The 24144-nt window shown below is 62.9% G+C and carries 13 protein-coding genes, 1 tRNA gene and 1 pseudogene; 4 read left to right on the top strand and 11 right to left on the bottom strand.

The window, feature by feature from the left end; genetic code table 11:
* The first annotated feature begins 102 nt into the window (after positions 1 to 102).
* A complete protein-coding gene (locus CFR76_RS01715) occupies positions 103 to 564 on the top strand; it encodes a DUF2946 domain-containing protein (protein ID WP_244191714.1) in 462 nt (153 codons plus the stop codon).
* Positions 565 to 629: 65 nt separating this feature from the next.
* Positions 630 to 2786 carry a TonB-dependent receptor gene (locus CFR76_RS01710; protein WP_110555512.1) on the top strand — a complete coding sequence of 719 codons (2157 nt, stop codon included), beginning with the start codon at positions 630 to 632 and terminating at the stop codon, positions 2784 to 2786.
* Between the two features lie 121 nt (positions 2787 to 2907).
* Here CFR76_RS01710 and CFR76_RS01705 read toward each other — a convergent pair whose 3' ends face one another.
* The 5 genes and pseudogenes from CFR76_RS01705 to CFR76_RS17630 all read right to left on the bottom strand — a co-directional run bounded on the left by CFR76_RS01705 (position 2908) and on the right by CFR76_RS17630 (position 10458).
* Entirely contained in the window at positions 2908 to 4287 is a 1380-nt protein-coding gene (locus CFR76_RS01705; RefSeq protein WP_110555511.1) for a lipopolysaccharide biosynthesis protein, read from the bottom strand.
* Between the two features lie 191 nt (positions 4288 to 4478).
* Positions 4479 to 5750, bottom strand: coding sequence for an O-antigen ligase family protein (locus CFR76_RS01700; protein WP_110555510.1), 1272 nt, complete (start codon positions 5748 to 5750; stop codon positions 4479 to 4481).
* Between the two features lie 160 nt (positions 5751 to 5910).
* Positions 5911 to 6639 (bottom strand): annotated as a pseudogene (locus tag CFR76_RS01695) (transposase); the annotation flags it as partial.
* 280 nt (positions 6640 to 6919) lie between these two features.
* Positions 6920 to 9178, bottom strand: a complete 2259-nt coding sequence (locus tag CFR76_RS01690) for a hypothetical protein (RefSeq protein ID WP_110555509.1) — start codon at positions 9176 to 9178, stop codon at positions 6920 to 6922.
* A 77-nt stretch (positions 9179 to 9255) separates the two neighbouring features.
* Positions 9256 to 10458, bottom strand: a complete 1203-nt coding sequence (locus tag CFR76_RS17630) for a hypothetical protein (protein ID WP_146222620.1) — start codon at positions 10456 to 10458, stop codon at positions 9256 to 9258.
* Positions 10459 to 10552: 94 nt separating this feature from the next.
* Between CFR76_RS17630 and CFR76_RS01685 the strand changes: the two genes are divergently transcribed.
* Together CFR76_RS01685 and CFR76_RS01680 are read left to right on the top strand one after the other, a co-directional pair.
* A complete protein-coding gene (locus CFR76_RS01685) occupies positions 10553 to 10885 on the top strand; it encodes a tyrosine-type recombinase/integrase (protein ID WP_244191713.1) in 333 nt (110 codons plus the stop codon).
* Positions 10886 to 10951: 66 nt separating this feature from the next.
* A tRNA-Ser gene (locus CFR76_RS01680) sits at positions 10952 to 11041 on the top strand.
* Positions 11042 to 11371: 330 nt separating this feature from the next.
* Here CFR76_RS01680 and bcsA read toward each other — a convergent pair.
* The 6 genes from bcsA to dnaE form a co-directional block, all read right to left on the bottom strand.
* Complete coding sequence (bcsA, locus tag CFR76_RS01675; RefSeq protein WP_110555508.1) at positions 11372 to 16006, bottom strand: UDP-forming cellulose synthase catalytic subunit; 4635 nt, start codon at positions 16004 to 16006, stop codon at positions 11372 to 11374.
* A 477-nt stretch (positions 16007 to 16483) separates the two neighbouring features.
* Positions 16484 to 17821, bottom strand: coding sequence for a DEAD/DEAH box helicase (locus CFR76_RS01670; RefSeq protein ID WP_110555556.1), 1338 nt, complete (start codon positions 17819 to 17821; stop codon positions 16484 to 16486).
* A gap of 325 nt (positions 17822 to 18146) precedes the next feature.
* On the bottom strand, positions 18147 to 18758 hold the full coding sequence (locus CFR76_RS01665) for a nitroreductase family protein (protein ID WP_110555507.1): 612 nt from the start codon (positions 18756 to 18758) through the stop codon (positions 18147 to 18149).
* Positions 18759 to 18786: 28 nt separating this feature from the next.
* Entirely contained in the window at positions 18787 to 19398 is a 612-nt protein-coding gene (gene metW, locus CFR76_RS01660; RefSeq protein ID WP_010506332.1) for a methionine biosynthesis protein MetW, read from the bottom strand.
* Between the two features lie 2 nt (positions 19399 to 19400).
* The gene (gene metX / locus CFR76_RS01655) at positions 19401 to 20570 is read right to left on the bottom strand and encodes a homoserine O-acetyltransferase MetX (protein ID WP_110555506.1); all 1170 of its coding nucleotides are present in this window, start codon (positions 20568 to 20570) and stop codon (positions 19401 to 19403) included.
* Between the two features lie 120 nt (positions 20571 to 20690).
* Positions 20691 to 24125 carry a DNA polymerase III subunit alpha gene (dnaE, locus tag CFR76_RS01650; RefSeq protein ID WP_110555505.1) on the bottom strand — a complete coding sequence of 1145 codons (3435 nt, stop codon included), beginning with the start codon at positions 24123 to 24125 and terminating at the stop codon, positions 20691 to 20693.
* Positions 24126 to 24144 lie beyond the last annotated feature (19 nt).

Here is a 24144-nt window from a genome sequence, read left to right as displayed (position 1 = left end):
CCGGTACGGCGGCCTGCGTTCCATTTGACAAAAAGGGCCGCACCCACGAGAACATAAATCTGTTACCGCCTTATCTTACAACCAGAAAGAACATGTTCAATCATGGGCCACGCCCGTCACCCCTTCATGCATGACATGCCTGTGACCCGCTGGGTCATGGTGCTGTGCGCATGCCTGGGGCTGTGGGGGCAGTTGCTAGTTGAAAGCCGCAGCATGCCGGGGGAACTGCCCCGGACCACCATCATGCGGCTGACGGGGATCGATATCGCCCCCCCGGCGCATGCGGCCACCCCGGCCCATGGCCCCGCCCATCATCATGCCATGATGGGGGCCATGCCAGCCAACACGCACGACATGGCGCCCCATACGGGCCATGACCATGCCGAAGGCTGCCCGCTGTGCCCGCTCCTGCACCTGCCTGCCCTTGCGCTGGTATCCCTGCCGTTCCTGCCCCTGCCGCCCATGGCATGGAAACAGGCCCGGCATGAGCCGCGACAGCCCCGCGCGCCCCCTTCCGCCCCACTCGGACTGCCGCCGTCACGCGGGCCACCTTCCATTTCCTGAACCCATGCGCTGTCGCATGTCCATCCGGGCGTGCGCATTCCCGTTTCCTGTTCAGGACATGAAAAGTGACTTCCATAAAAAGAACGGCCGCGCCCATTGTCGCGGCTGCTGGCGGCTACATGCTGGCCGCCGGCCTGTATCCCGTCATGGCGCAGGCCGAAACCACAGTGACCCTGCCCGGCCTGTCGATCGAGGACACGGCCGAGGACACACCGATGGGCGACCGCCTGCTATCGGCCAGCTCCCCATCACAGGCATCGCGCACGGCAGCCAGCCTGAGCAGCCCCGACACCGCCAGCCTGTTTCGCAACCAGCCCGGCGTCAGCACCTATTTAGCCGGTGGGCTTGCGTCCCTGCCGGTCATCAACGGCATGGCGGATGATCGCGTGGCGACCATGGTCGATGGGGTACGCATTGCCTCGGGCTGCCCCAACCACATGAACCCCGCCCTGTCCTTCATTGATCCCGACAGCGTGGACACCGCCACCGCCATCGCCGGGATCACCCCCGTCAGCATGGGCGGCGACAGCACCGGCGGCACGATCGACGTGGAACGCAAGGACCCGCAATTCGCCCGCCATGGCAAGATCCTCGTCACCGGGCATGTCACCGGCACCTATCGCAGCAATGGCGGCGGGTATGGCGCATCGGGCAGCCTGACGGTGGCCAATGACATGTTCAGCCTGCGCTACAATGCATCCTACAGCCAGGCGGGCGATTACAGCGGCGGCGGGGATGCGGGTATCGTCCGTTCCACCAGCTACCTGACCTACAACCATGCCGTGACCTTTGGCATGCACAGGGACAACCACCTGTTCACCCTGACATTCGGGCAGCAGGACACCCCGCATGAAGGTTTCGCCAACCAGTACATGGACATGACCAACAACCGCTCGACCTTCGTCAACGGCAAGTATCTCGGCACGTTTGACTGGGGCGAGTTGGAGGCCCGCGGCTACTGGCAGCGCGAGGACCACACCATGGACTTCCTGCCCGACCGCGACAAGACCACCCACATGCCCATGAACACCAACGCCCGCATGGCGGGCTACAGCATCAAGGCCACGATACCGCTGGCCGAGGGGCAGACCCTGCGGCTGGGCAGCTCGTTCGACCATTCCGGCCTGAATGACTGGTGGCCACCCGTTGCGGGCAGCATGATGATGGGACCGGACACCTATCACAGCATCAATGACGGCCACCGCGACCGGCTGGGCCATTTCGTGGAATGGGAAGCGGCATGGACCCCGCGCGTGACCACGCTGCTGGGCTTTCGCAATGACCTGGTCATGATGAATACGGGGCCGGTCTCCGGCTATTCATCGACCATGAACATGATGAACATGGCCAACATCAACGCGGCCAATGCGTTCAACGCCAGCGACCGGGGCCGGACGGACGTGAGCTTCGATGTCACGGCCATGGTGCGCTGGAAACCCCGCCGCGACCTTACGATCGAGGGCGGCTATGCGCGCAAGACCCGTTCGCCCAACCTGTATGAACGCTATGCCTGGGGGCGGTCGGCCATGGTCACCAGCATGATCAACTGGTTTGGCGACGGCAACGGCTATGTCGGCAATCCCGACCTGAAGCCCGAAGTGGCCAATACCGCCTCCATCACCGCCGACTGGCATGACCCGAACGGCGACAGGTGGGACCTGAAGGTCCAGCCCTACTACACCTACACCCACAATTACGTGAACGCGCAGCGTATCGCACCGGCCGGGCAGTTCTACACGCTGGGATTCGTCAACCACAATGCCCAGAGCTACGGCATCAACGGCTCGGGCAATTACCGCCTGTGGCAGAACGCCCGCTTTGGCCGTGGGGAAATCGTGGCCAACATCAACTGGGTGCGCGGGCAGGACCTGACCAATGGCGCGGGGCTGTACCACCAGATGCCGACCAATGGCAGCGTGTCGCTGAATGAACGGTGGCAGAACTGGAGCGGCCGGGTGGAAATGACCTTCGTGAAGGCCAAGGACACGGTGGACTGGGTCCGCAATGAACCCCGTACCCCCGGCTATGCCCTGCTGGGGCTGGGGGGGCAGTACCACTGGCGTTACGTGACGCTGGATGCCAGCATCGACAACGTGCTGAACCAGAAATACGAACTGCCGCTGGGTGGATGGTCGCTGGCCGATAACGCGGCAACCGGCGTGCTGCGCGCGCTGCCGGGCATGGGGCGGTCATTCAATGTCAGCCTGACCGCCAATTTCTGACCTGACAAAAAGGAAAAGTTTTCGGGCGCCGCCTTTTTTCCCCCAAAGGCGGCGTTTCCTGAAGCTTTTTGGAAAAAGCTTCACCAGGAACCCCTTTGAAATTCAGCCGGCTTTCAGGGGATTACGTCCCCGTGCCCTTTTCGGGCATGGGTGGCATGATGGAAGGTGATGCATTCCCGTTTACCGGCCTGCGTCCCGGGGCCATGCGCCGGAACCATGCCACGACCGGGCGCAGGCAGACACCCAGCATGATCAGCCCCGCCACGACGGCCGCCGCCGCGGCCCCCTCCAGATGCCACGCCATGGTCATGCCATACATCAGCGGCAGGTAGGTCAGGGTGACGATGATCCGCCCCTTGAGCACCTGCGATACCTGCCCGATCACGGTCAGCAGCGGCTCCAGCGGCACGACGCCCAGCCCCAGTATGGCGCTGCCCAGCATGAGCATGATCAGCGACCGCCCGCCATGCCAGTGGACATGCAGCATCCACGTCAGCAGGATATTGCCCACCGCCATCGCCACCCCCATCAGCACGATGGAAAACCCGCCGATCATCAGGAACAGCTTGATCGTCACGCGCTTGATGCCGTACCAGTCCTGGTCTTCACGCAGGCGGATGAATTCGGGGTACAGCGCGGGCATCATGAGCTGCGCGGGCTTGGCGATCCCCTCGCCAATCTGGCGGGAGACGCGATAGACCGCCGCATCGGCCGGGCCAAGGATGCCCCCCACCAGCAATGTGCCGAACTGGTTGAAAACCGATCCCAGCAGGTGGTTGCAACTGGTGGACAGGGTAAAGCGCCATATGCCCGGCGCATCGCCCGCCTCCAGCGGGGCAAACAGGCTGAAACGCCGCGTGGCGCCCGCATGGCGCAGTTGCAGCCACCCCAGCGTGGTACTGCTTATGAACATGACCAGCTGCGTCACGCTCCATACCAGCAGGTAGTAATCCAGCCCCATGTGATACATGAACCCGACGCCCGACCCCACGGTGCGCACCAGCGCGCCGGACAGGTCGGTCAGCATGGTCAGCCAGAAGGAATTGCACAGCCGGAACACCCCGGCCGACCAGCTGGTGTTCGTGAACGCGATGGTCAGCATATAGGCGAAAGCCGCCCCCTGGTCCGCCGCCGGCCACCCCATATAGGTCCCGAACAGCGCAACCCCCAGCGTGCCCACCAGCCACCCGACGCCGCCGCTTATGTAATCGGCACGGATGCAGAACGCCAGCACGCGCGCAAACTGCGCCTGGCGGCCATTGGTGAACGGGTCCGTGCCATAATGCAGCAGCGGTTGCCACGACAGCAGGTGCGTGGCCTGCGATATGGCGGCCCCGAACGTCGTGACCAGCATAAGCACACCGAACTGCGACAGCCCCAGCGCCCGTACCGCCCATGCGATATAGACGAAACTGCAGACCGCATTGATCGCCCGCCCGGCAATCAGGAAACCGGTATTGCCGAAAATGCGCTTGAGTGCGTCCCGTTCAGAAGTGGACATGGATACTCACACGTACAGAAACCCGCGCACGGGATGGCCCCGGACACGTGCCCTCGGAACAACAGGCGAAAACGATAGCGCAGGCTCCCCTATCTGAATACGGACGCGGGAAAAGGCCGCCAGGCTGGCCGCCTGCCGCCGTTCGTCCCCGTATCCCACGGCGGCACTGTAATGCGCCGCGCCTGCCGGGGCTAGTCCCCGCCATGCACGTATCGCAACCGGGCCGTAAACGGGGATGCCGCCAGCGCCCACCCCACGATCATGGACAGCCACCCCGCCGCAGGCTGCGTCAGCAATGAACTGGTGGACGCCACGGGCCAGAAAACCAGCGTCACGACAACCGCCAGCATCAGCCGCTGCGGATCGCGCGTGGGGGCGACAGCCTGCCATGCGGGCACCAGCAGGCAGGCGACCAGGGCCATGAACAGCCCCATGGCGGGTATGCCCCCCATGGTTCCCATCAGCAGGTAATGGTTGTGCGGATGCAGGTTGCAGCCGGTCGCGCCGCCATGCGGCCCCTCGGCCACGCCCAGCCACGGCAGGCCGTGGAAATAGGCCGGGTCGGGACAGGCATGGCGAAACCCGTCAAACCCCAGCCCGAACCATGGGTGCCGCCCGATCATCACACCCGCGCGGATGAACAGCATGCCGTACGGGCTGTCGGCAAAGGCGTGCATATGCGCGATGAAGTTCACGACCAGCTTGTGATACGCCTGTGGCGCCAGCACCGGCGACAGCGCCACGCCGCCCGCCCCCAGCAGCCCCACGGCCACCAGCCCGCCCCGCAGGCGCGGCACCCGCAGCCCGACAATGCCCATGCCCCCCAGCATGAGGAACAGCGGCATGCGCTGCGCCACAAGCACCATGGTCAGCACCAGCCCCAGCAGCATGCCAGCGGCCATGACCCGCCCCCGCGCGCCCGCGCGCTGCGACAGGCGTATGGCGATGGGAAACAGTCCCGGCAGCGCCGTCATGAACAGCCCCGATCCCGCGCGCGGCGCCCATAACGGCCCCAGCAGCGCGCCATCAGCCCACCGGCCATAACCCCATATGTTGCGCCCGCATATGTATTGCTCCCAGCACCCCACCACCAGCCATATGGCAACGCCCGCATAAACCCGCGCCAGCACCGCGCGCACGCGCGCGCCGGGCAGCACCCACGCCTGCAGGGCCGCGATGAACAGGAAATAGCGCCCGAAGCACATGGCCTGCACGACCCCGTGGCTCCCCCCCTGCACCACGGAGGACAAAATGACCTGCCCCCACAGCAACCCCGCCACGATGACCCAGGGCTGCCGCAGCCAGTTCCCGTGCCGGGTCAGGACACAGTGGGCCACGAACAGCACCGCCACCACCGTCACCACGATTTCGGCAGGGGCCAGCGCATACAGCAGCAGCACCGGCATGGGGATGACAAGCCCGGCTGCAATCCGCCACATCCACCGTTCAGCCTGCTGCTTCAACCTGCGTTCTCCCTGTCCGCATCCCTGCCAGCGGGATGTATCGCAAGACAGGCCGGGGACAAAACCGCAACCGGCCCGGCCATGCATGCTGTCTCAACCGAATTTTAGCAGCCTGTCGGGTTGGCCATTTTGAGGGCCATAAGGCCGAGGCTGACCCGGCTTACGCTGCGTAAAGTCGCGCCATTCTCTTGCAGTTGTATGCGAGAGCGACGAGTGTCCATTCAGTCGTGACTTTTGCAAGGCCACGCAGGGTGAACCTTCTGAAGCCCATGATGCTTTTGATAATTCCAAAGACCGGCTCCACGGTCTGTTTTCGTAGTCTGTAAAGATCTCCGGCTTCTGTAGTTTCCAGCTTGGCCTTCATGGCAAGCCGCCAGGGTTCGGTTATCCGGCGTGGCTCCCTTTCTGCGGGCCGGGGTCGGAAGTCGCAGGGTCTGCGGGCACGGAGCCGTCCAATGGCGACCAGCGGATCAATGCCCTTTTCCCGCAGTTTCCGGACCGCCTGCCCGCTGGCGTAACCGGTGTCGGCAAGCACCTTCTCCGGGAGACCGATTGTGTCTTCCATCGACAGCACCGTGTCGGCAAAGGATGGCGCGTCCGCTGACGTGGCGACCACGCCGGTTGTCACGATCAACTGGCTGCCTTCGGCGCAGACTACGGCCTGGGCATTGTAAGCCTGCCGGAATTCATGGGCGTCCGAGCGCCGCATGAGGCGGCTGTCGGGATCGGTCAGACTGATCTGTCGGTCGGGTGGTGGTTCATCATCGGGCGGTTTGGGCGCCCGGCCGCGACGCCCTGTTTTTGCGTCATATGCTGCTTTCTTCTTCTCGTAGGCCGGACGTGCCGTTTCAGCCTGCGCCTTCGCATCAGCTTCCAGCCGGGCGCAGCTTGTTGCAGCGGCGATTGAGAAGGGTTCCCCATAGAATAATCAGTGATCCGCCTGACCGATAGGGGCGGATCATAAAACCCGACATTCGGGAAATGCTGCCACATGACCGGGGCGAGATCAGCAACGGCGCGCGCCACTACAACCAGTTTTCCGGGGTCGATATTGCTGCCCATGAAGTCACAGACCGCTTTTACATCGGGGTCCATTTCGACAACCAGTTTATCCATAATGCTCTCCACATGAGGACTCTACCGCGCAGTAGGGTATCTGTACAACGGGCTTACCGTCCTGCCATTGCCTGATAAGGATTCCACGTAGGCGACAACCAGAACTTCTGGCCCTGGTTCTGCTGGATACCCAGTTCGTAGCGTCTGAGGTATCCGGGGTTCATCATCTCCTGCAGGCGGTAGAACACCAGGTAATCGAGGGCGGCACGAGTATAGAACAGGTTGCCGAACGGCAGTTCCCGCCGGGCTTCCTGCAGCAGGTTCATCTCGAACGTCTTGCCCTTGGGGGCATCGGCACTGCCCAATGCCATGTCGCGGCTGTTGGCGAACATCTTGAACAGGCTGCTGGCGTCCGAGAAGGTTGGACCTGCCAGCGCCTCGAGGAACGAGTTACCCATGCGACTCTGTTCACCGAACAGGAAATCACCGTAGATCCATGCCCCGCCGCCCTGTTGCACCCACTGGCCTCCTGCGCGCGCAGCGCTGATGCCGAAATCCTTGCGGTCCTGATCGGTCAGGCCCGGCGCACTACCGGGGATCGGCGCAAGATCGGATGGCCTGAGCGATGACAGGACACTGGCGGCGGCAGTGCGCGCGGCAGGCAGCATCCCCTTGGGCACGCGCATGCTGCCGGAGATGTCGTATTTGCTGTTGATTACGCCATCAACCGCATTGGTCAGGGCCGTGCTGCTGTCCTGCCCGTGGGCAATGTAGTAGAGTGCCAGCCGCTTGGTCGCGTCGTGCACGGTGCGATACAGCGCATCGCCCCCGCTGCTGTTGACCGTGGTGGCGCGGAAGGCGGCAAGCTGGTCCTCGACCGGGTCATCGCCGCCCTTGGGCAAGATGTTGCTGGCGGCCTGCCCTGCCGCCTCCTGCAATTGTGGCAGGGTGCCTGCCTGCAGGGCGCGCTGGAAATCAGCGCGGCCCATGGTCTGGTCGGCCGTGTCCATGTTCGCCAGCACCTGATAATCGGGCGGCAGTTTTCCATACTGGACCAGTTCACCAAACGCCTTCGGCCACTGCTGCCCATACTGGCGGGCAATGCCGTCCATGGTCTGGCCAATGTCTTCCTTGGCCGGATCGGCTCTGGAAATCTGCTGCGACAGCGCCTGAACCTGATCGTTTGTCAGGATGCGTGGCGTCTGGTTGCCCTTGCTTTCGACAAACAGCACGTCCTGGTCGATGGGAAGCGGCAGGGTATCGGCAGCCCCCACGAACATCTGTGGCGTGACCGTTACATCCGCCGGCGTGATGGCCTTGCCCGCATCACCCCCGCTTACCTTCCACACGCTGCCCGCGGTGAAGATGATCAGGTCGGCCATCGGCACGATATGCTTGATCTGGTTGACCTGCTGGGATGCAATCGTGGCTGTGATGGCATCGTCATCCTTGACCGGGTTGGCAACGTCCATGTTGGTGTAGTTGCCAGAGCGCGTCATCCAGATGGTCTGCGGGTCAGCCGTTGATCCGCCAAATACCCGACGCTGCTGGAAGTAGGACACGCAAGACGGGTTGTTTCCATCACTGAACGGGTCCTCATGCGTGGGCGGACCAATGGCCGTGTCCGGTTCATAGTCGGTATCCTGAAATGACAGGTCTGTCGTTGACCCGATCAGGCCGTATGACCCGGCATATTTGCAGTAGATGTTATAGTAATCCGCACCCGACACTTCGGACCAGTTGACGGTGTTGTAGTTCCCGTACTGGGTGTAATAGCCGATATTGTAATTTTTTACGGTCGCAACCGCCGACACATTGCTTTCGCTGTTCAGCGCGATGGAAACCGCCGTGACCACATAGTCATAGGTCGCGGACGATATGCCTGGTGTCGTGCCGGTATTGCCTGCGTTTCCGTTCGTAGCCGTTGCGCTGACGGTGCCGGGTGCTTCGATGCCTGCGGCGAATGAAACCTCGGCCAGTGTCCAGTCGGTCTCACCGCTACGCGACAGGTTGTAGAGCGGGTAGGACGGATGGGCGATGGTCAGCACATCCGCCGACTGCACCCATCGGATGCCCCATACATCCGCCACGGCATAGGGTGTTGCGACCTCATACACGCTGCCATCGGTATTGGTCAGATACGCGCCATTGGAGATGAAGCGAAAATATTTATCGCCCATCTCCAGCACATAGGACTGCGTGTTATTGTAAACGAAGGGAACCAGACGCGGCAGGTTCGCCGCATCCTTCACCGCGCCGATATACTGCGTGCCGGGCCGGTTGCTGGCGCCACCCTGCACATGCACGAAAAAATTGGTCAACTGGCACGCGCCAGTCTGCCACTTTTCCATGTCCGAGCGAAAGCGCAGCATGGGCGAGATAATGCCGGCGGCGAAGGCCGGTCTATATAAAATGGTAGAGTGCGGACCGGATGGAATGGGCGTTGCCATTAAGGTGAACCCGATTGCGTCAGTGTTCCTTTAATGACAACATTCCCTGACGAATCTATTGAAAAAAGATTCGCGCCTCCGGACTGCACTGTCAACTTCCCGGAACTGGATGAGACGCACATGGCTGTACCATCGAAACAAACAAGCTGCCCGGCTTTCGCTGTCAGGAGGTAGTTGGCAGTCGCATTCTGCGTGTCAAAGATAGAATAAGAATATGTTCCTTGAGCATTGATCAGGACAGGCGACGCACCTGTATCGTTAATCAAGGCAGATGCATGCGATGACTGGTTATAATACCCATAGTTTGCGCTACTGGCTTGGTCCCATATAGCCGCATCTTTCACCGCGTTATTCGTGAACAAAACCCCGGCATGGAAAATTGGTACAGAATTCACTGACCCTACAAACAATCCCGAGGTGTTCAGGTAACCAGATGTGACCGCACCGTTGGCTGACAGGGCTGATCGAAAAAACGTTCCCCCTACCGGCGCATCAGATGCGAAGTTGTTGAGATCAGCCTCAACCGTCTGCACGCTGCCGGTATAACCAGTCCCCGCCGTAGCAAGTGGATTCATTGCCCAGCAATTTCCGGACCCCTGATTACAAGTCATGCCAGCGTAGAGGACCACTTTATCCGCGCCCGTCGCAGAACCGGCCACAGATGACGTAAATCCAAGATTTACAAGGAATTCTCGTCCTGTCGAACTGGTAGCTGTTCCCTGAGCGTTCAAACTTGACAAAGTGCTGATCGGATTTCCTACCGGCGACACCGTCAGTGACTGATTTCCTGCAATATCGACAGATGGGGCTTGGGTTATCGTCGGTTGGGTTAGTGCCTGACCGGTAGACGTGCCAGCCGATATGGTGGGAGCATTAAGGATCTGTTCGGTAGACGCCCCTCCCGATATGACAGGAGATGTAAGCGTAGGCGTTGTGAGAGACTGATTTGCAGACGTGCCGTTTTTTACATCAACCTTTGTTCCGATATCTGAGTTGATACCCGTTATTTGTGCGGCAACATCGTTAATCTGTACAGCTATTTGATCAAGTTGTACCGAAAGCGGCATTCCTTTATAAAGAAGTGCTGCCTGCCAATCCTTCAGGGATGGAATGAAATTCTGCGTCCAGTTCTGCGGGGGCACCCGAGCGCATGCCACGATCGGGGTCAGTAGCATGGCAGCTGCTATTGCTATCCGCTTCATTGTTCTGTCTCTCCATCGCCGGGCTCTGCTCCGCACCAAGACCAGTCGGCCCCGTACAATCGCATGGGTCACGTCAGGCGGGAATGCAACCGCATTGCTGGAGCAAGCACCCTGTACCGGCTTCCTGTTCCCCAACCGTGATGGCAATCCCTATCGCAACGCCGCTTCGAATTACGGGCAGATCATGCGCCGGGTCGCTGCCCGGTGTGAAGCCACGGGCATTCCGTTTGCCCGCTTCCGCATCCATGACTTCCGTCATGCCTTCGCCATCCGGTGGCTCAAGGCCGGTGGAGACATTTATCGGCTAAGCCGCCATCTGGGCCACACATCGGTCAAGACGACCGAGATCTATCTATCCGCCCTTACCGCGGATGAACTGGACCATATGCTGCATGTCGGCACAAAAGTCGGCACAGCGCCCCCTTGAAGGCAGCGGTTTTTGTGCGGCCAAACCCCTAGACGGCGGCGGCAGACGTAGCTAAACAGGCGATATGGAGAGGTGGCCGAGCGGTTGAAGGCAGCGGTCTTGAAAACCGCCGTGCGTGTGAGCGTACCGTGGGTTCGAATCCCACCCTCTCCGCCAGTGCCCTGAAAATCATAAAGACGTTTTTGGCAAAGCTTGTTTCAAAAAGCTTTCCGAAATACCGCTTTCCTGAAAAAAGACGGCATCCGGAACCTTTCATCCATCAATGGCCTGATTTCAGACAGTCCTTAAAAACATAATACAGTCAAAACATTACGCCCCCCGTCGGACCGCGCGTGCGATGCGACGGCCAGATCCCACCGCGACCGGCCTGCCATGCCTGTGACAGGCCCATTCCCGTTCCCATGCCGGAATCCACTGCTCCGTTATGCCTGCACGCCACACGGACATGCGGGACGCGGGACATATCCGGTGCCGCGTCCCGCCCGGTCAGTCTCCGGGAACATGCCCCGCCATGCGTGCGGCTTCATCGGCAATGGCCTGTTCACGCACCCGGCGGCGGGCGCGGGCACGCAGCCACAGCCATGCGCCCGTTCCCAGCATGAACGCACCCGCCACACCGCACAGGTACATCAGGACCGGGTGGCGCGACAGGAACCAGTCCACCCACATCCACAGCGGCAAACTGCCCACGGTATAGGTGGGGGATGTGCGATAGGTCGTGAATTTGTCACCATTCTTCAGCACAAGGTCGCCCTGCAGGCTGGACAGCGCCTTGCGGTCATGCAGGCTGGTGACCAGTTCATGGATATGCGCGCCGTCATCCCCCAGCAGCGCCAGCACCGAACGATGGCTGGCATAGGGGGATTCCGCCCCGATCATCATCGCGACGTTATGCACCGGGGCGTTCAGGTTGGCGGTCACGCCATTGCGCAGGCCGCTGCCGTCACGGTCCTGGAACATGTACCAGATACCCTGCAGCCCCATATCCTGACCGACATGGATATGGCCGTCGTCAATCTGGTATGCCGAACGCGACAGCAGGGAAGCCGCCGGTCCCATCTGCCCTACTGGCGCCAGCAGGATGATGTCGCCCGATGGCGGGTTGCGCGCGATATCCGTCGTCGTCGCCAGATGCACCCCCGCGGCGGGATACCACGTGACCGACCCCATGAAGCCCATCAGGTCAAGATAGGCCCCGATCGTGTCGGTATCCGGCGTGGGCGGCAGGACCACCGTGGTTTCCCCAAGGTCGGCCATGCGCGAAAACGGGAACCCGATTTCGGAAAAATAGGACAGGTTGGGCAGCGTCGCGAAATGCACCCCGCGCCGGAAATCCAGCACGGAATCCGAATCAATCCCCAGCCGCAGGTTATCGGGCGTACGGCGGCAGGCCCCCCGGTCCATCGGGCGGGTATCAAAATTGAACTGCAGGTCATTCTGCCCGAACAGCAGCCATGACGGCAGCGCCGTGACATGCCCCACGGCGCCCGCATGCTGGGTGACCATCCGTTCCGACCATGTGCGCCACAGGCTGTTGCCCAGCAGCGAATAGCTTTGCAGGTAGGAGTTGTTGAGGCTGACATCCAGGCGGGACGCGCTGATATCGACCACCGGGTTATCGGGCGTGCGTACCCACAGGTCCATCAGGAAAGGCAGCCCGTGCCAAGTGTACAGGTCCGGCGGCAGATGGAACGGCACATGCAGCGTACCGGGCGTGAAACCGCCTGCCTGCAGGTCGCCTGCCGTCACCAGTTCGCCAAAGCGCACCGGGCGATCCGTCGGGATGAAGGCCGGGGCGTCATAAGGCGTGCGGGAACGCAGGGTGACGTCCTGCACCACGGTGGACGCGGTGCTGCCCAGGGTATCGGGCGAAAACACCAGTGCGCGGGCCGCGACCTCCACCTCATGCGGCGTGCGTCCCGTCACGACCAGGATGGTGCCCCATTTGTCATTGGGGTTGGCAATTTCCAGCAGCGTCGGGCCGCCGGGCATGTGCCCCTGGTCATCAACGGGAATGTCCTGACCGATTTCAACGGCATTGCCGGATGCGGGCATGCTGCGCGACACGGGAAAGGACAGCCGCCGGGAATCAGCCATCTTGCCGAACCATGAGGCGACAAGCCCCCCCGCCCGCATGATGTCCTCCCCCGGCGCTGCCGCAGGCATGACCACCGGCACCCGCATGGCCACCTTCAGGTTGGGATCGAAAAAGGGCACCGGCAGCCGGCTCAGGTCACGTTCAGGCACGATCCGCGCCGTGGTCAGGGTAATGCTGGACTGGTCCGATATCTGCGCCCACAGCACATCATTGTACAGGTCGTTGCAGTCACGCCTGTATTCACCGGCAAAATGGAAATTGAGCTTGTTGTCCCCCGTGAAATAAAGCGGGTCGACCGCGAATTCCATCGGTCCGAAAGTCGGATGGGCGGGATCGATGCGGATGGTGCCGACATACTGTTCATTCAGGGTGACGGTCAGCGCCGTGGCTTCGGGCAGAAGCGAGGGCGAAATCGCCCCCGACAGCTTCAGCGTCGCATGGGTCACGACGCGGTTGGCCGGCACCACCACGTCAATTCCCTGCAATGGCGAAAAGCCCCGCAGGGTCAGCGGGCCATTTTCAAGGCCAAGGTCATGGAACGGGATGGTGCGCGTAATTTCGGTATCGGCCACCCGGTCCGCCAGCGTCGGGTCCACCATGCCGCCCACGGGCGGGATGTCGCCACTGTTGGTATCCCCCAGCGGGGTCAGGCGCGACACGCCGGTCGTCGTGTAAACCTGCGACGGCGGCGCGGGTGGTGCGGGCGGCGCGGGCGGGGGCAAGGCGGCGTCCTGCGCCGTGGCGGGCATCACCAGCGACAGCAGCATGCCCGCCCCTACCGCCATCATGGTCATGCCATAGCCAATGCCCCGATGGACAGGCGGCACCACAAGGCTCTTTTTTTCCAGCGTTTCTTCCTTGTGCACGCTTGCATCACCTTCTTCAGATTCCTGCGCCGGGCTGAGATCCCACAGGTAAGGCGGGGACAGAAGGCCACTTATGCTTTTTATGACCTGATATATGCTGTTCAACGGTCGGTCATCCTTGAAATCGGCCCAGTTATGCCATGCATCGCTTCGACCGAACACAAGGCTGACAATCTGGCGTTCCTGTTCCAGCGTCTCGATTTTCCATTGCAGGTGCAGCCATGAACCGCGCTGCCCGAGTATGGTGGCCGGCACCGCCACCATGATTTCGTCATCGGGCTTGCTGTAGCGCAGGGTGACATCCAGCGGGGTTTCGAGCTGCCTGGGCAGGCTGAGGGTCACGCCCGCCCCGCCCAGCGAGATATCGGTGGTATGGGCATGGAAGACCGCACCATCGCCAAAGCAGACATCAACCGGCAGCTTGACCCGCACCCGCGGCTTGTGCCGGATCTGCCGCGTCTCGCGCCCCACCGCGATGGACGCCAGCACCACGATCAGGCTGATGGTGATCCATAGCGTGTTGAGCGCGAAGGACTGGAACGCCAGTTTCTGGTGATACTGGAAAATCATGCCCAGGATGCCGCGCACCATCCCCACGAACAGGACCAGCGCCATGACGACATTGGGGTACACCGCGCTGAAATCGAAATAGCCCCGCGCCAGCAGCCCGCCCTTGTCCGTCACGTTGAACTTGCCCTTGTGCGGTTGCAGCAGGGTCACGATGGTGATGCGGACCAGGAACAGCGCAAGCGAGGTTTCGTAGATCTCGCTCCAGAAGGAATAGCGCCATCGCCCCTCGATCCGCGACAGGGTCATGATGGAATGGAAGATGTGCGGCAGCGCATAGACCATGATGGCGAAGGGCGACGCGGCAATGATGTTCTGCCCGAAAAACAGGAACCCCAGCGGGGAGACAAGGAAGGTCACCCGGGGAATGGCGAACAGGAAGTGCGACATGGCCGACAGGTAGCACAACCGCTGTTCCCACCGCAGGCCACCGCCCAGCAGGGGGTTGTCCAGCCGCATGATCTGCAGCATGCCACGCGCCCAGCGCACGCGCTGGCCGATATGCAGGATCAGCCGTTCGGTCGCCAGCCCGCCGGCCAGCGGCTGGCGCAGGTAGGCCGTACCCCACCCCTTGCGCTGCATCTTCAGCGCGGTGTGGGCGTCTTCCGTAACCGTTTCGGTCGCGAACCCGCCAACACTCAGCAACGCCGAACGGCGGATGGCGGCACACGAACCGCAGAAGAACGTCGCATCCCAGAAATCATTGCCGTCCTGCACCAGCCCGTAGAACATGTTGCCTTCGGGCGGCACGTCATACCCGGCCGCAAGGTTACGCTGGAACGGGTCGGGGGAATAGAAATGGTGCGGCGTCTGCAGCAGGGCCAGGTTGGGATCGGCCATCATCCAGCCAATGGTCTTGAGCAGGAAGGACCGGGTGGGCACGTGGTCGCAGTCGAAAATGACCACGAATTCCCCCCTGGTGATCTTCATGGCATGGTTGAGGTTGCCCGCCTTGGCGTGGTTGTTCTCGGCGCGGATGATGTAGCCCGCGCCGGATTCCCGTGCAAAATCGTAAAAGGACTTCCGCCGCCCGTCATCCAGGATATAGACATTCAGCTTGTCCGCGGGCCAGTGCAGGTCCATCGCCCCCAGCACGGTCGAGCGCACCAGTTCCAGATCCTCGTTATAGGACGGGACATAGACATCGACCATCGGCCATTCATCGGGGTTGTCCGGCAGGCGGTGCGGCCTGCGGCCCAGCGGCCATGACATCTGGAAATAGCTCAGGCACAGGGTGGACAGGGCGTACCCCTCCGCCAGCAGCAGGGCCACCGACATGACAATCTGCAGCGGGCCGGCGAACTGCACCGTGCTGCCCAGCCGCCAGATCAGGTAGCGGAAGGACACGAACAGTGACAGCATCATGAGGATGCAGGTGACGTGCCGCCCCTTCCTGCGGTTCAGCAGGAAGAACAGGCTGATCGTGCCCACGGAAATATAGGCCTGCTGTTCGGGCGCAAGGGTGATGTTGCCAACAGACAGGCAGAGAAACGCCCCCCCAGCCAACAGAAAGCTGACAAGCCACTTCGACCCGCGCGGCGTGGCCATGAACGCACGACCGCCCCACTTCAGCCACAATTCCCTTAACATATTTTACAACCAGACCGACCTGAATAAAAACCGCTGATACATATGCATGCAACAGGCGCGCCGGGCATTTTACGGACCATTACTGCGCCCCGCGCCAGGCATGATTTATTCCTTATGGCAAACAGTTCCGCTTAAAAGGTATCTCTTTCCCGTGAGTTTCTTAATGGGAAGGAACATTAAATGACGTGCCATCGGAACCGCAAGGCATTATGTGGGATGCGGATTTATTTTTAAATGCCGGTTAAAAAAAACAGGCGCGGCACCCTGCCCGCAATATCCGGCAGGCATAATCCATGAATGCGGTTTGCATCATAAATCATATTCGGCAATTTATTAAATAACATATCGCGTTTTACATGCATGCGGATGATCGCGACAGACAAAAAAAGGCACCCGATCCACAGGACCGGGTGCCTTTTTCATATCATCGCCCGTGCGGCGCCAGCCCGTCGGGGCAGCAATACGCCGCCTGCGCGATCAGACCGCGCGACGACCTGCGCCACCGGCACGGCCACCGCCGCCGGGGCGGCCACCACGCCCACCACCGGACGGACGACCGCCACCGGCCGGGCGTCCACCACCACCGGGGCGTGCGCCACCGGAACGGCCACCGCCGCCGCCACGACCACGGCCACCGCCACCCAGCACGGGCGGGCGCATGGTTGAGTTCTCGGCCGATTCCGAATGGTACGGATGTTCGGACACGACCGGGATCTTCTTGCCGATATTCTTTTCAATATCGCGCAGCCATGCCCGCTGTTCCGCGTCACACAGGGATACGGCCCAGCCTTCACGCCCGGCGCGCGCCGTGCGGCCGATACGGTGGACATAGCTTTCGGGCACGTTGGGCAGGTCGTAGTTGAACACGTGGGTCACGTCGTCCACGTCAATGCCGCGCGCTGCGATATCGGTCGCCACCAGCACCTTCACGTTGCCGGACCGGAAACCCGACATGGCGCGTTCACGCGCGCCCTGCGACTTGTTGCCGTGGATGGCTTCGGCCGTGATGCCGTGTTCGCTCAGGAAGGCCGCGACCTTGTTGGCTTCATGCTTCATCAGCGTGAACACCACGGCGCGTTCGACCTTGGGCGAGTCCACCAGCAGCTTCAGCGCCTCGCGCTTGTTGCCGGTATCGACAAACATCACCGCCTGGCGGATGCGGTCCACCGTGCTGGACGGCGGGGTGACCTGCACGGTGGCGGGATCACGCAGCAGGCCATGCGCCAGGTCGGAAATGGTCTTGGGCATGGTGGCCGAGAACAGCAGCGTCTGGCGGTCGGTCGGCAGGGCTGCGACAATCTTGCGGATATCGCGCACGAAGCCCATGTCCAGCATGCGGTCGGCTTCATCCAGCACCAGCACCTCAAGCCCGGACAGGTCGACATGCCCCTGCCCCATCAGGTCCAGCAGGCGGCCGGGGGCGGCGACCAGCACGTCCACGCCACGGCGCAGCGCCTCGATCTGGCGTCCCTGCCCCACGCCACCAAACACCACGGCGTGGCTGAAGCGCATGTGGCGGGCATAGGATGCGAAGCTTTCCCCGATCTGGGATGCCAGTTCGCGGGTCGGCGCCAGCACCAGCGCGCGCGCGCCCTTGGGGTGGGCGCGGCCCTTTTCACGGAACAGGCGGTCAAGGATCGGCAGCGCGAAGGCCGCGGTCTTGCCCGTTCCGGTCTGTGCCAGACCCAGCAGGTCGCGCCCTTCCAGCAGGTAGGGAATGGCGCCGGCCTGAATGGGGGTGGGCGTGGCGTAGCCTTCCTCGTCCAGTGCCCGCAGCAGCGGCTCTGCAAGATGAAGATCGGCAAACGTTGTCATGAATGGCGCCTCCTGGCGCGAAAAAACAGGGCCGTGGGGCGTGCAGGAACCTGCATGCCCGGATGGCGAACTGACAGACATACCCGACACCGGCCCTTATATGCACGGGGGCACTTGGTCTGTCGTCGCAAGGATATCATGTAAGGAATAAAGGCCGGTCCAGTCTGCTTCTGTTCGTGTCCCCCGCGTCAAGGACACGTGCAATCAAACCAGCACAAGGAACAGGCGCGGTCCGTTCCCAAGCCTGAGCCTGTATAGTGTTACGGGGCGGGCCGCAAGCTTTTTCATGCGGCCCCCATGCCCGCCCGCCATGGGCGGCCACGGTTCAGGACGGGGGAAAGCGGTCGGTCAGGATGACTTCGCCATCAGGCAGCCGGCCCACGCGGGGCGCGGCCTGTTCCACCCCCCTGCCAATGACGACGAACATCGCCACCACATGGCCCGCCGGCAGGTTGATCAGCCGGCCCACCGCGTCATAATCGAACCCGTCCATGGGGCAGGACTGGTAGCCCATGGCGGTGGCGGCCAGCATGAGCGTCTGGGCCGCAAGCCCCGCGCTGCGCATGGTCTCGTCCTGCTGGACCCATTCGCGGCCTTCGTAATAGCCGCGGATCATCTCCGCCATGCGCTGCTTCACGTCATCGGGCGCGCCATCGAAATAACGGGCCGGGTCCTTTTTCCACGCATCGCGGTCGGCACAGATCACGACCAGGGCCGAGGCATCGGTCACATCCGGCTGGTCCCACGCCACCTTGCGCAGCGCGCGGCGCAGGGCCGGGTCCCGCACCACCACGAAACGGCAGTGCTGGATATTGAAGGCGGACGGCGCCCGGCGCGCGGCCGCAAGCAGTTTGTGCAGGTCCGCCGGGCTGATCGTGTGATCCGGGTCATAGGCCCGTATGGCGCGCCGGGTCTCGATGGCTTCAAGGGTATCCAATATCACATCTCCCACCGTGGCGACTTGGTCAGCGGGGGGCGTCCTTGCGCCGCAACAGGAACAGCGCCTGCTCCCCGAACAGGTTGGCCAGCCGGATCGAACGCCGCCATGGTGCGCGCTCGCCATCTTCATCAACGGCCATCCACTGCTGGACAACATAGCCCTCGTCGCGGCACAGCGTCAAAAAGTCCAGGATCGTGCAGGGGTGGATGTTGGGCGTGTCGTACCATGGCGTGCTCCACACGCTGGTCATGGGCATGCGCCCGCGCAGCAGAAGCTGCATGCGCAGCCGCCAGTGACCGAAATTGGGGAAGGACACGATGGCGTACCGCCCGATGCGCAGCATCTGGCGCAGCACCTCACGCGGGCGTTCGACCGCCTGCAGGGTGCGCTGCAGCACCACGTAATCAAATGCATTGTCGGGGTAATGGACCAGATCGTGGTCGGCATCGCCATGCATGACCGGCAGGCCGTGGGCGACGGAACGGGTGACCTCGCGCATGTCGATCTCGATCCCGCGCGCGTCGCACCCGCTGTTGCGGAACAGGTAGTCCAGCAACGCGCCATCGCCGCTGCCCACATCCAGTACACGGGTCCGGGGACGGATCATGCCCGCGATCAGGCGCTGGTCAAGCCGCATGCTCAGTCAATCCCCGCATGTTCCGCCGCCCCGCACAGGAAGCCACGGATGGTCCGGTCGAAATCAGGTTCATCCAGCAAGAAGGCGTCATGCCCCTTGTCACTGTCGATCTCGACAAAGGATACGTTAGCCGCGACCTGGTTGAGCGCACGCGCCAGAAGCCGCGCCTGCGACGTGGGGAACAGCCAGTCCGACGAAAACGATATGATGCAGAACCGCGTGGGCGTGCCCCGGAACGGGCGCGACATGTCGCCATCATGCTCGGCGCCAAGGTCGAAATAATCCATCGCGCGCGTGATCGTCAGGTAGGAATTGGCGTCAAACCGCCGCACGAAGGTCGATCCCTGATGGCGCAGGTAGCTTTCCACCTCGAACATCTCGCCAAACAGCGCGCCCGGCGCGCCTACCGCCCCCCGACCGGGGGTCGTCCGCACGCGGCGGCCGAATTTGCGCGTCAGCGCCGCTTCGGACAGGTAGGTGATGTGCGCCATCATGCGCGCGACCGCCAGCCCGCGGGCCGGGATCTCGTTACATTCCCAGTACCGCCCGCCATGCCACTGCGGGTCGGCGAATATGGCCTGGCGGCTGACCTCGTTGAAGGCGATGTTCTGCGCCGAATGGAAGGGGGATGTCGCGATCGGCATGGCCGCGAACACCTGATCGGGATAGGTCGCGCACCATTCCAGCACCTGCATGCCGCCCATGGACCCGCCCACCACCGCCAGCAGGCGCTCGATGCCCATATGTTCGACCAGAAGGTGCTGCGCGCGCACCATGTCGCGGATGGTGATGGCGGGGAAATCGGTGCCCCATGGCTCCTCCGTCCCGTCATCGCACACCCGCAGGCTGCGCGGGCCGGTCGTGCCCATGCACCCGCCCAGCACATTGACGCAGATGACGAAGAAACGATCGGTGTCAATCGGCAGCCCCGGCCCCACCATGCGCCCCCACCATCCGGGCTTGCCGGTCAGGGGATGGGGGTCGGCCACATACTGGTCGCCCGTCAGCGCGTGGCAGACAAGGATCGCGTTGTCACGCGCGGGCGACAGGGCGCCATAGGTGCGGTACGCCACATCCACCGGGGCAAGGTGGAAGCCGCAGTCCAGCTGCAATCCGTCCGGAAAGGTGACATGCTGGTGCGACAGGGCGGTGGCGGGACTGGTCTGGTCCATTCTGTATCCGGCATTGCGTCGACAGGGACAATGAAAAAAACTGACAGGGATTGCGTATGGCACCCCGGCCCGGCACATGCAAGGTTCATGGCAATCCCCGCCCGCCGGGCCGTGGGGTCATCAGAACTGTTCCACCTTGCCCACGCCCTCGATGGCCTTGATCATCTGCGCCACGCGCGGGGTCACGCGGTACCGTTCGGCCAGCGTCAGTTCCACATCGCGCGTTTCCGCGACCGATGGCAGCAGGATCACCCGCCCCCGCCCGTTGCCACCCCCCTGCAGCACGTCGCGGATCGGTTCCAGCGCATCCGCCCGGTCGAACCAGATACGCAGTTCGGCCGCGGCCTCGGCGGCGGCCTGTTCCAGTTCCATCACGTCGGATGCCGTAATGCGCAGCGCCTCGCCCTCCAGCTTCAGGTCCGCCGTCACCACCACGGCATTGCCCGCCACAAGGATTTCGCGCGACCGTGACAGCACTTCGGAAAAGAAGGTGATTTCGCACCCGCCCGACGCATCGGACAGCCGCACCCACGCCATCTTGTTGCCCGTGCGGGTGGGGCGCTCCTTGCGGTCCACCACGCAGCCCGCGATCTTGACGCGGCCAATGCCCGCCTGTGCCGCCGCCTCCAGCCCCGTGGCCCGGACCGCGCCCAGCCTGCGCATGAGCGGGCCATAGGAATCCAGCGGGTGTCCCGTCAGGTGGAAACCGATGGCGTCGGCTTCCATGTTCAGCCGTTCGAATTCCGGCCAGTCGGCGCAGCGCGGCAGGCGCAGCGGCTCGCGCTGGGCGGGCATGGCGCCCCCCCCGCCAAACAGGCCGATCTGGCCGCTGGCGGCTTCCTGCGCATTGGCCTGCGCGCGGCGCATCACGGTTTCCGCCCCGCCACAGGCCTGCGCGCGATTGGGCATGATGGTGTCGAACGCCCCCGCGCGGGCCAGGTTTTCAAGCTGCATCTTGTTGACCTGCCGGGGGTCAAGGCGGGCGGCCAGGTCCTCAAGGTCGGTAAAGGGCCTGTCGCCGCGCACCGCCACCAGCGACTGCATGGCGCTCAGGCCGACCTTCTTGATCGCGGCCAGCGCGTAGCGGATGCCGTATCCCTTGCCATCAGGCAATTTTTCCACCGTGAAATCAGCACCCGACGCATTGATGTCGGGCGGCAGGAGGGGAATGCCAAGCCGGTCGGCTTCCTGCCGCAGGCCCGCCAGCTTGTCGGTCTTTTCACGCGCCAGCGACATGCACGCGGCAATGAAGGCCACGGGGTGGTTCGCCTTCATCCACGCCGTCTGGTACGACACCAGCGCGTAGGCGGCGGCATGGGATTTGTTGAACCCGTAATCGGCGAACTTGGCCATGAGGTCGAACACCTCGGCGGCCTTTTCGCGCTCGATCCCGCGCTTCATCGCCCCTTCGGTAAAGATTTCGCGCTGGTGGTCCATTTCCGCGCGGATCTTCTTGCCCATGGCGCGCCGCAGCAGGTCGGCGCCCCCCAGGCTGTAGCCCGCCATCTTCTGGGCGATCTGCATGACCTGTTCCTGATAGACCATGATGCCGTAGGTCTCTTCGAGGATATCGCGGATTTCCTCATGCGGCGGCTCCCACGGCTCACCATGCTTGCGCCGGCAGTAATCGGGGATGTTGGCCATGGGGCCGGGACGGTACAGCGCCACGGCGGCAATCAGGTCTTCCAGCCGGGTCGGGCGCATCTGCTTGAGCACGTCGCGCATGCCGGCCCCTTCGAACTGGAACACGCCGCCAGTATCGCCGCGCGCCAGCATGTCGTAGGTCAGGGCGTCATCCAGCGGCAGGGCCGACAGGTCGACCTCTACCCCCATGCCGTGCAGGAACTGCACCGCGCGTTGCAGGATGGTGAGCGTGGTCAGGCCAAGGAAGTCGAATTTGACCAGCCCCGCCTGCTCCACGAACTTCATGTTGTACTGCGTGACCAGCATGTCGCTCTTGGGGTCGCGGTACAGCGGCACCAGTTCGACCAGTTCGCGATCGCCGATCACGACACCCGCCGCATGGGTACTGGCGTGGCGGAACAGGCCTTCGAGCTGCTGGCCGATTTCCATCAGCCGGCGGATGGCCTCGTCCTCGTCGCGCATTTCCTGCAGGCGCGGCTCGCCCTCGATCGCCTGTTTCAGCGTGACCGGCTGGGCGGGATTGTTGGGGATCAGTTCGGCCACGCGGTTGACCATGCCGAAGGGCAGGCCCAGCACGCGCCCCACGTCACGCACCGCCGCGCGCGCCTGCAGCTTGCCGAACGTGATGATCTGGGCCACGCGGTCGGGGCCGTATTCGTTGCGGACGTAGCGGATCACCTCGTCACGCCGGTCCTGGCAGAAGTCAATGTCGAAATCCGGCATCGACACGCGCTCTGGGTTCAGGAACCGCTCGAACAGCAGGTTGAAGGGAATGGGATCGATATCGGTAATGGTCAGCGCCCATGCCGCAAGCGACCCCGCACCCGACCCACGGCCCGGCCCCACGGGTATGTCATGCGCCTTGGCCCACTGGATGAAGTCGGCCACGATCATGAAATAACCGGGAAAGCCCATCTGGGCGATGATATCGAGTTCGAACGCCAGGCGTTCCTCGTATTTCGTCCGGGTTTCATCATCGACATTCATGCGCGACAGGCGGTTTTTCAGGCCGGTCACGGCCATGTGCCGCAATGTCTGTTCCTCGGTCTGGCCTTCCTCTACCTTGGGGCAGACCGGCAGCAGGGGCTTGCGCGTTTCCACCGCAATGGCGCAGCAGCGCGCGATATCCAGCGTGTTGTCGCAGGCTTCGGGCAGGTCGGCGAACAGTTCGCGCATGGCGTCGGGCGGCTTGAACCAGTGTTCGGGCGTCACGCGCCAGCGGTCGCGTTCGGCCATGGTGCGGCCCTGCGCGATGCACAGCAGCGCGTCATGCGCCTCGTACATGTCCGGTCTGGGGAAGAAGCATTCATTGGTCGCCACCAGCGGCAGGCCCATGCGGTCGGCCATGGCGATCATGCCCGGCTCCACCGCGCGTTCCGCCGCCTGACCGTGCCGGTGCAGTTCCACCGCCATGTGGCTGCCATAGGCTTCATGCAGCCGGTCCATGAGGTGTGCTGCCTCCCGCTCCTGCCCTTCGGCCAGCAGGTGGAACAGCGGCCCCCGGCTGCCGCCCGTCAGCAGGAACAGCCCGCCCGCGCGTTCGCACAGAAGATCGAGGGTTACGGTCGGTTCATCCGTTTCGTGTTGCAGGAACCCGGCGGATGACAGGAACTGCAAATTGGCCAGCCCTTCCGCATTGCGCGCCAGCAGCACCACGGGTTCGGCCGGGCTGCCGGGCTTGTCGCTGCGCGACGGCAGGCCGATCTGGCAGCCGATAATGGGCTGCACGCCCTTCTTCCCGCAATATTGCGAAAATTCCAGCGCGCCGAACATGTTGCCCGTATCGGTAATGGCGACGGCGGGCATGCGCATGTCATGCGCCAGCGCCACCAGTTCGGGCACGCGGATGGCCCCCTGGCTGAGGGAATAGGCGGAGTGGACGCGCAGATGGACGAAATCGGCATGGGACATGGTTGCATCCTACTCCACA

It is taken from the genome of Komagataeibacter swingsii, from assembly GCF_003207895.1.
GTDB classification, from domain to species: Bacteria; Pseudomonadota; Alphaproteobacteria; order Acetobacterales; family Acetobacteraceae; genus Komagataeibacter; species Komagataeibacter swingsii.
The sequence above is the reverse complement of the archived record's forward strand: the minus strand, read 5'-3'. Positions and strand labels throughout refer to the sequence as shown.

Bases quoted from the DNA above. Each gene is read 5' to 3' on its own strand.
- dnaE (WP_110555505.1), bottom strand. From the start codon at position 24,125: ATGTCCCATGCCGATTTCGTCCATCTGCGCGTCCACTCCGCCTATTCC.
- metX (WP_110555506.1), bottom strand. From the start codon at position 20,570: ATGGACCAGACCAGTCCCGCCACCGCCCTGTCGCACCAGCATGTCACC.
- CFR76_RS01690 (WP_110555509.1), bottom strand. From the start codon at position 9,178: ATGCTGCGCTTTCGCTCGGACATGGAAAAGTGGCAGACTGGCGCGTGC.
- CFR76_RS01670 (WP_110555556.1), bottom strand. From the start codon at position 17,821: ATGACAACGTTTGCCGATCTTCATCTTGCAGAGCCGCTGCTGCGGGCA.
- bcsA (WP_110555508.1), bottom strand. From the start codon at position 16,006: ATGTTAAGGGAATTGTGGCTGAAGTGGGGCGGTCGTGCGTTCATGGCC.
- CFR76_RS17630 (WP_146222620.1), bottom strand. From the start codon at position 10,458: ATGAAGCGGATAGCAATAGCAGCTGCCATGCTACTGACCCCGATCGTG.
- CFR76_RS01715 (WP_244191714.1), top strand. From the start codon at position 103: ATGGGCCACGCCCGTCACCCCTTCATGCATGACATGCCTGTGACCCGC.
- CFR76_RS01705 (WP_110555511.1), bottom strand. From the start codon at position 4,287: ATGTCCACTTCTGAACGGGACGCACTCAAGCGCATTTTCGGCAATACC.
- metW (WP_010506332.1), bottom strand. From the start codon at position 19,398: ATGCGGCTTGACCAGCGCCTGATCGCGGGCATGATCCGTCCCCGGACC.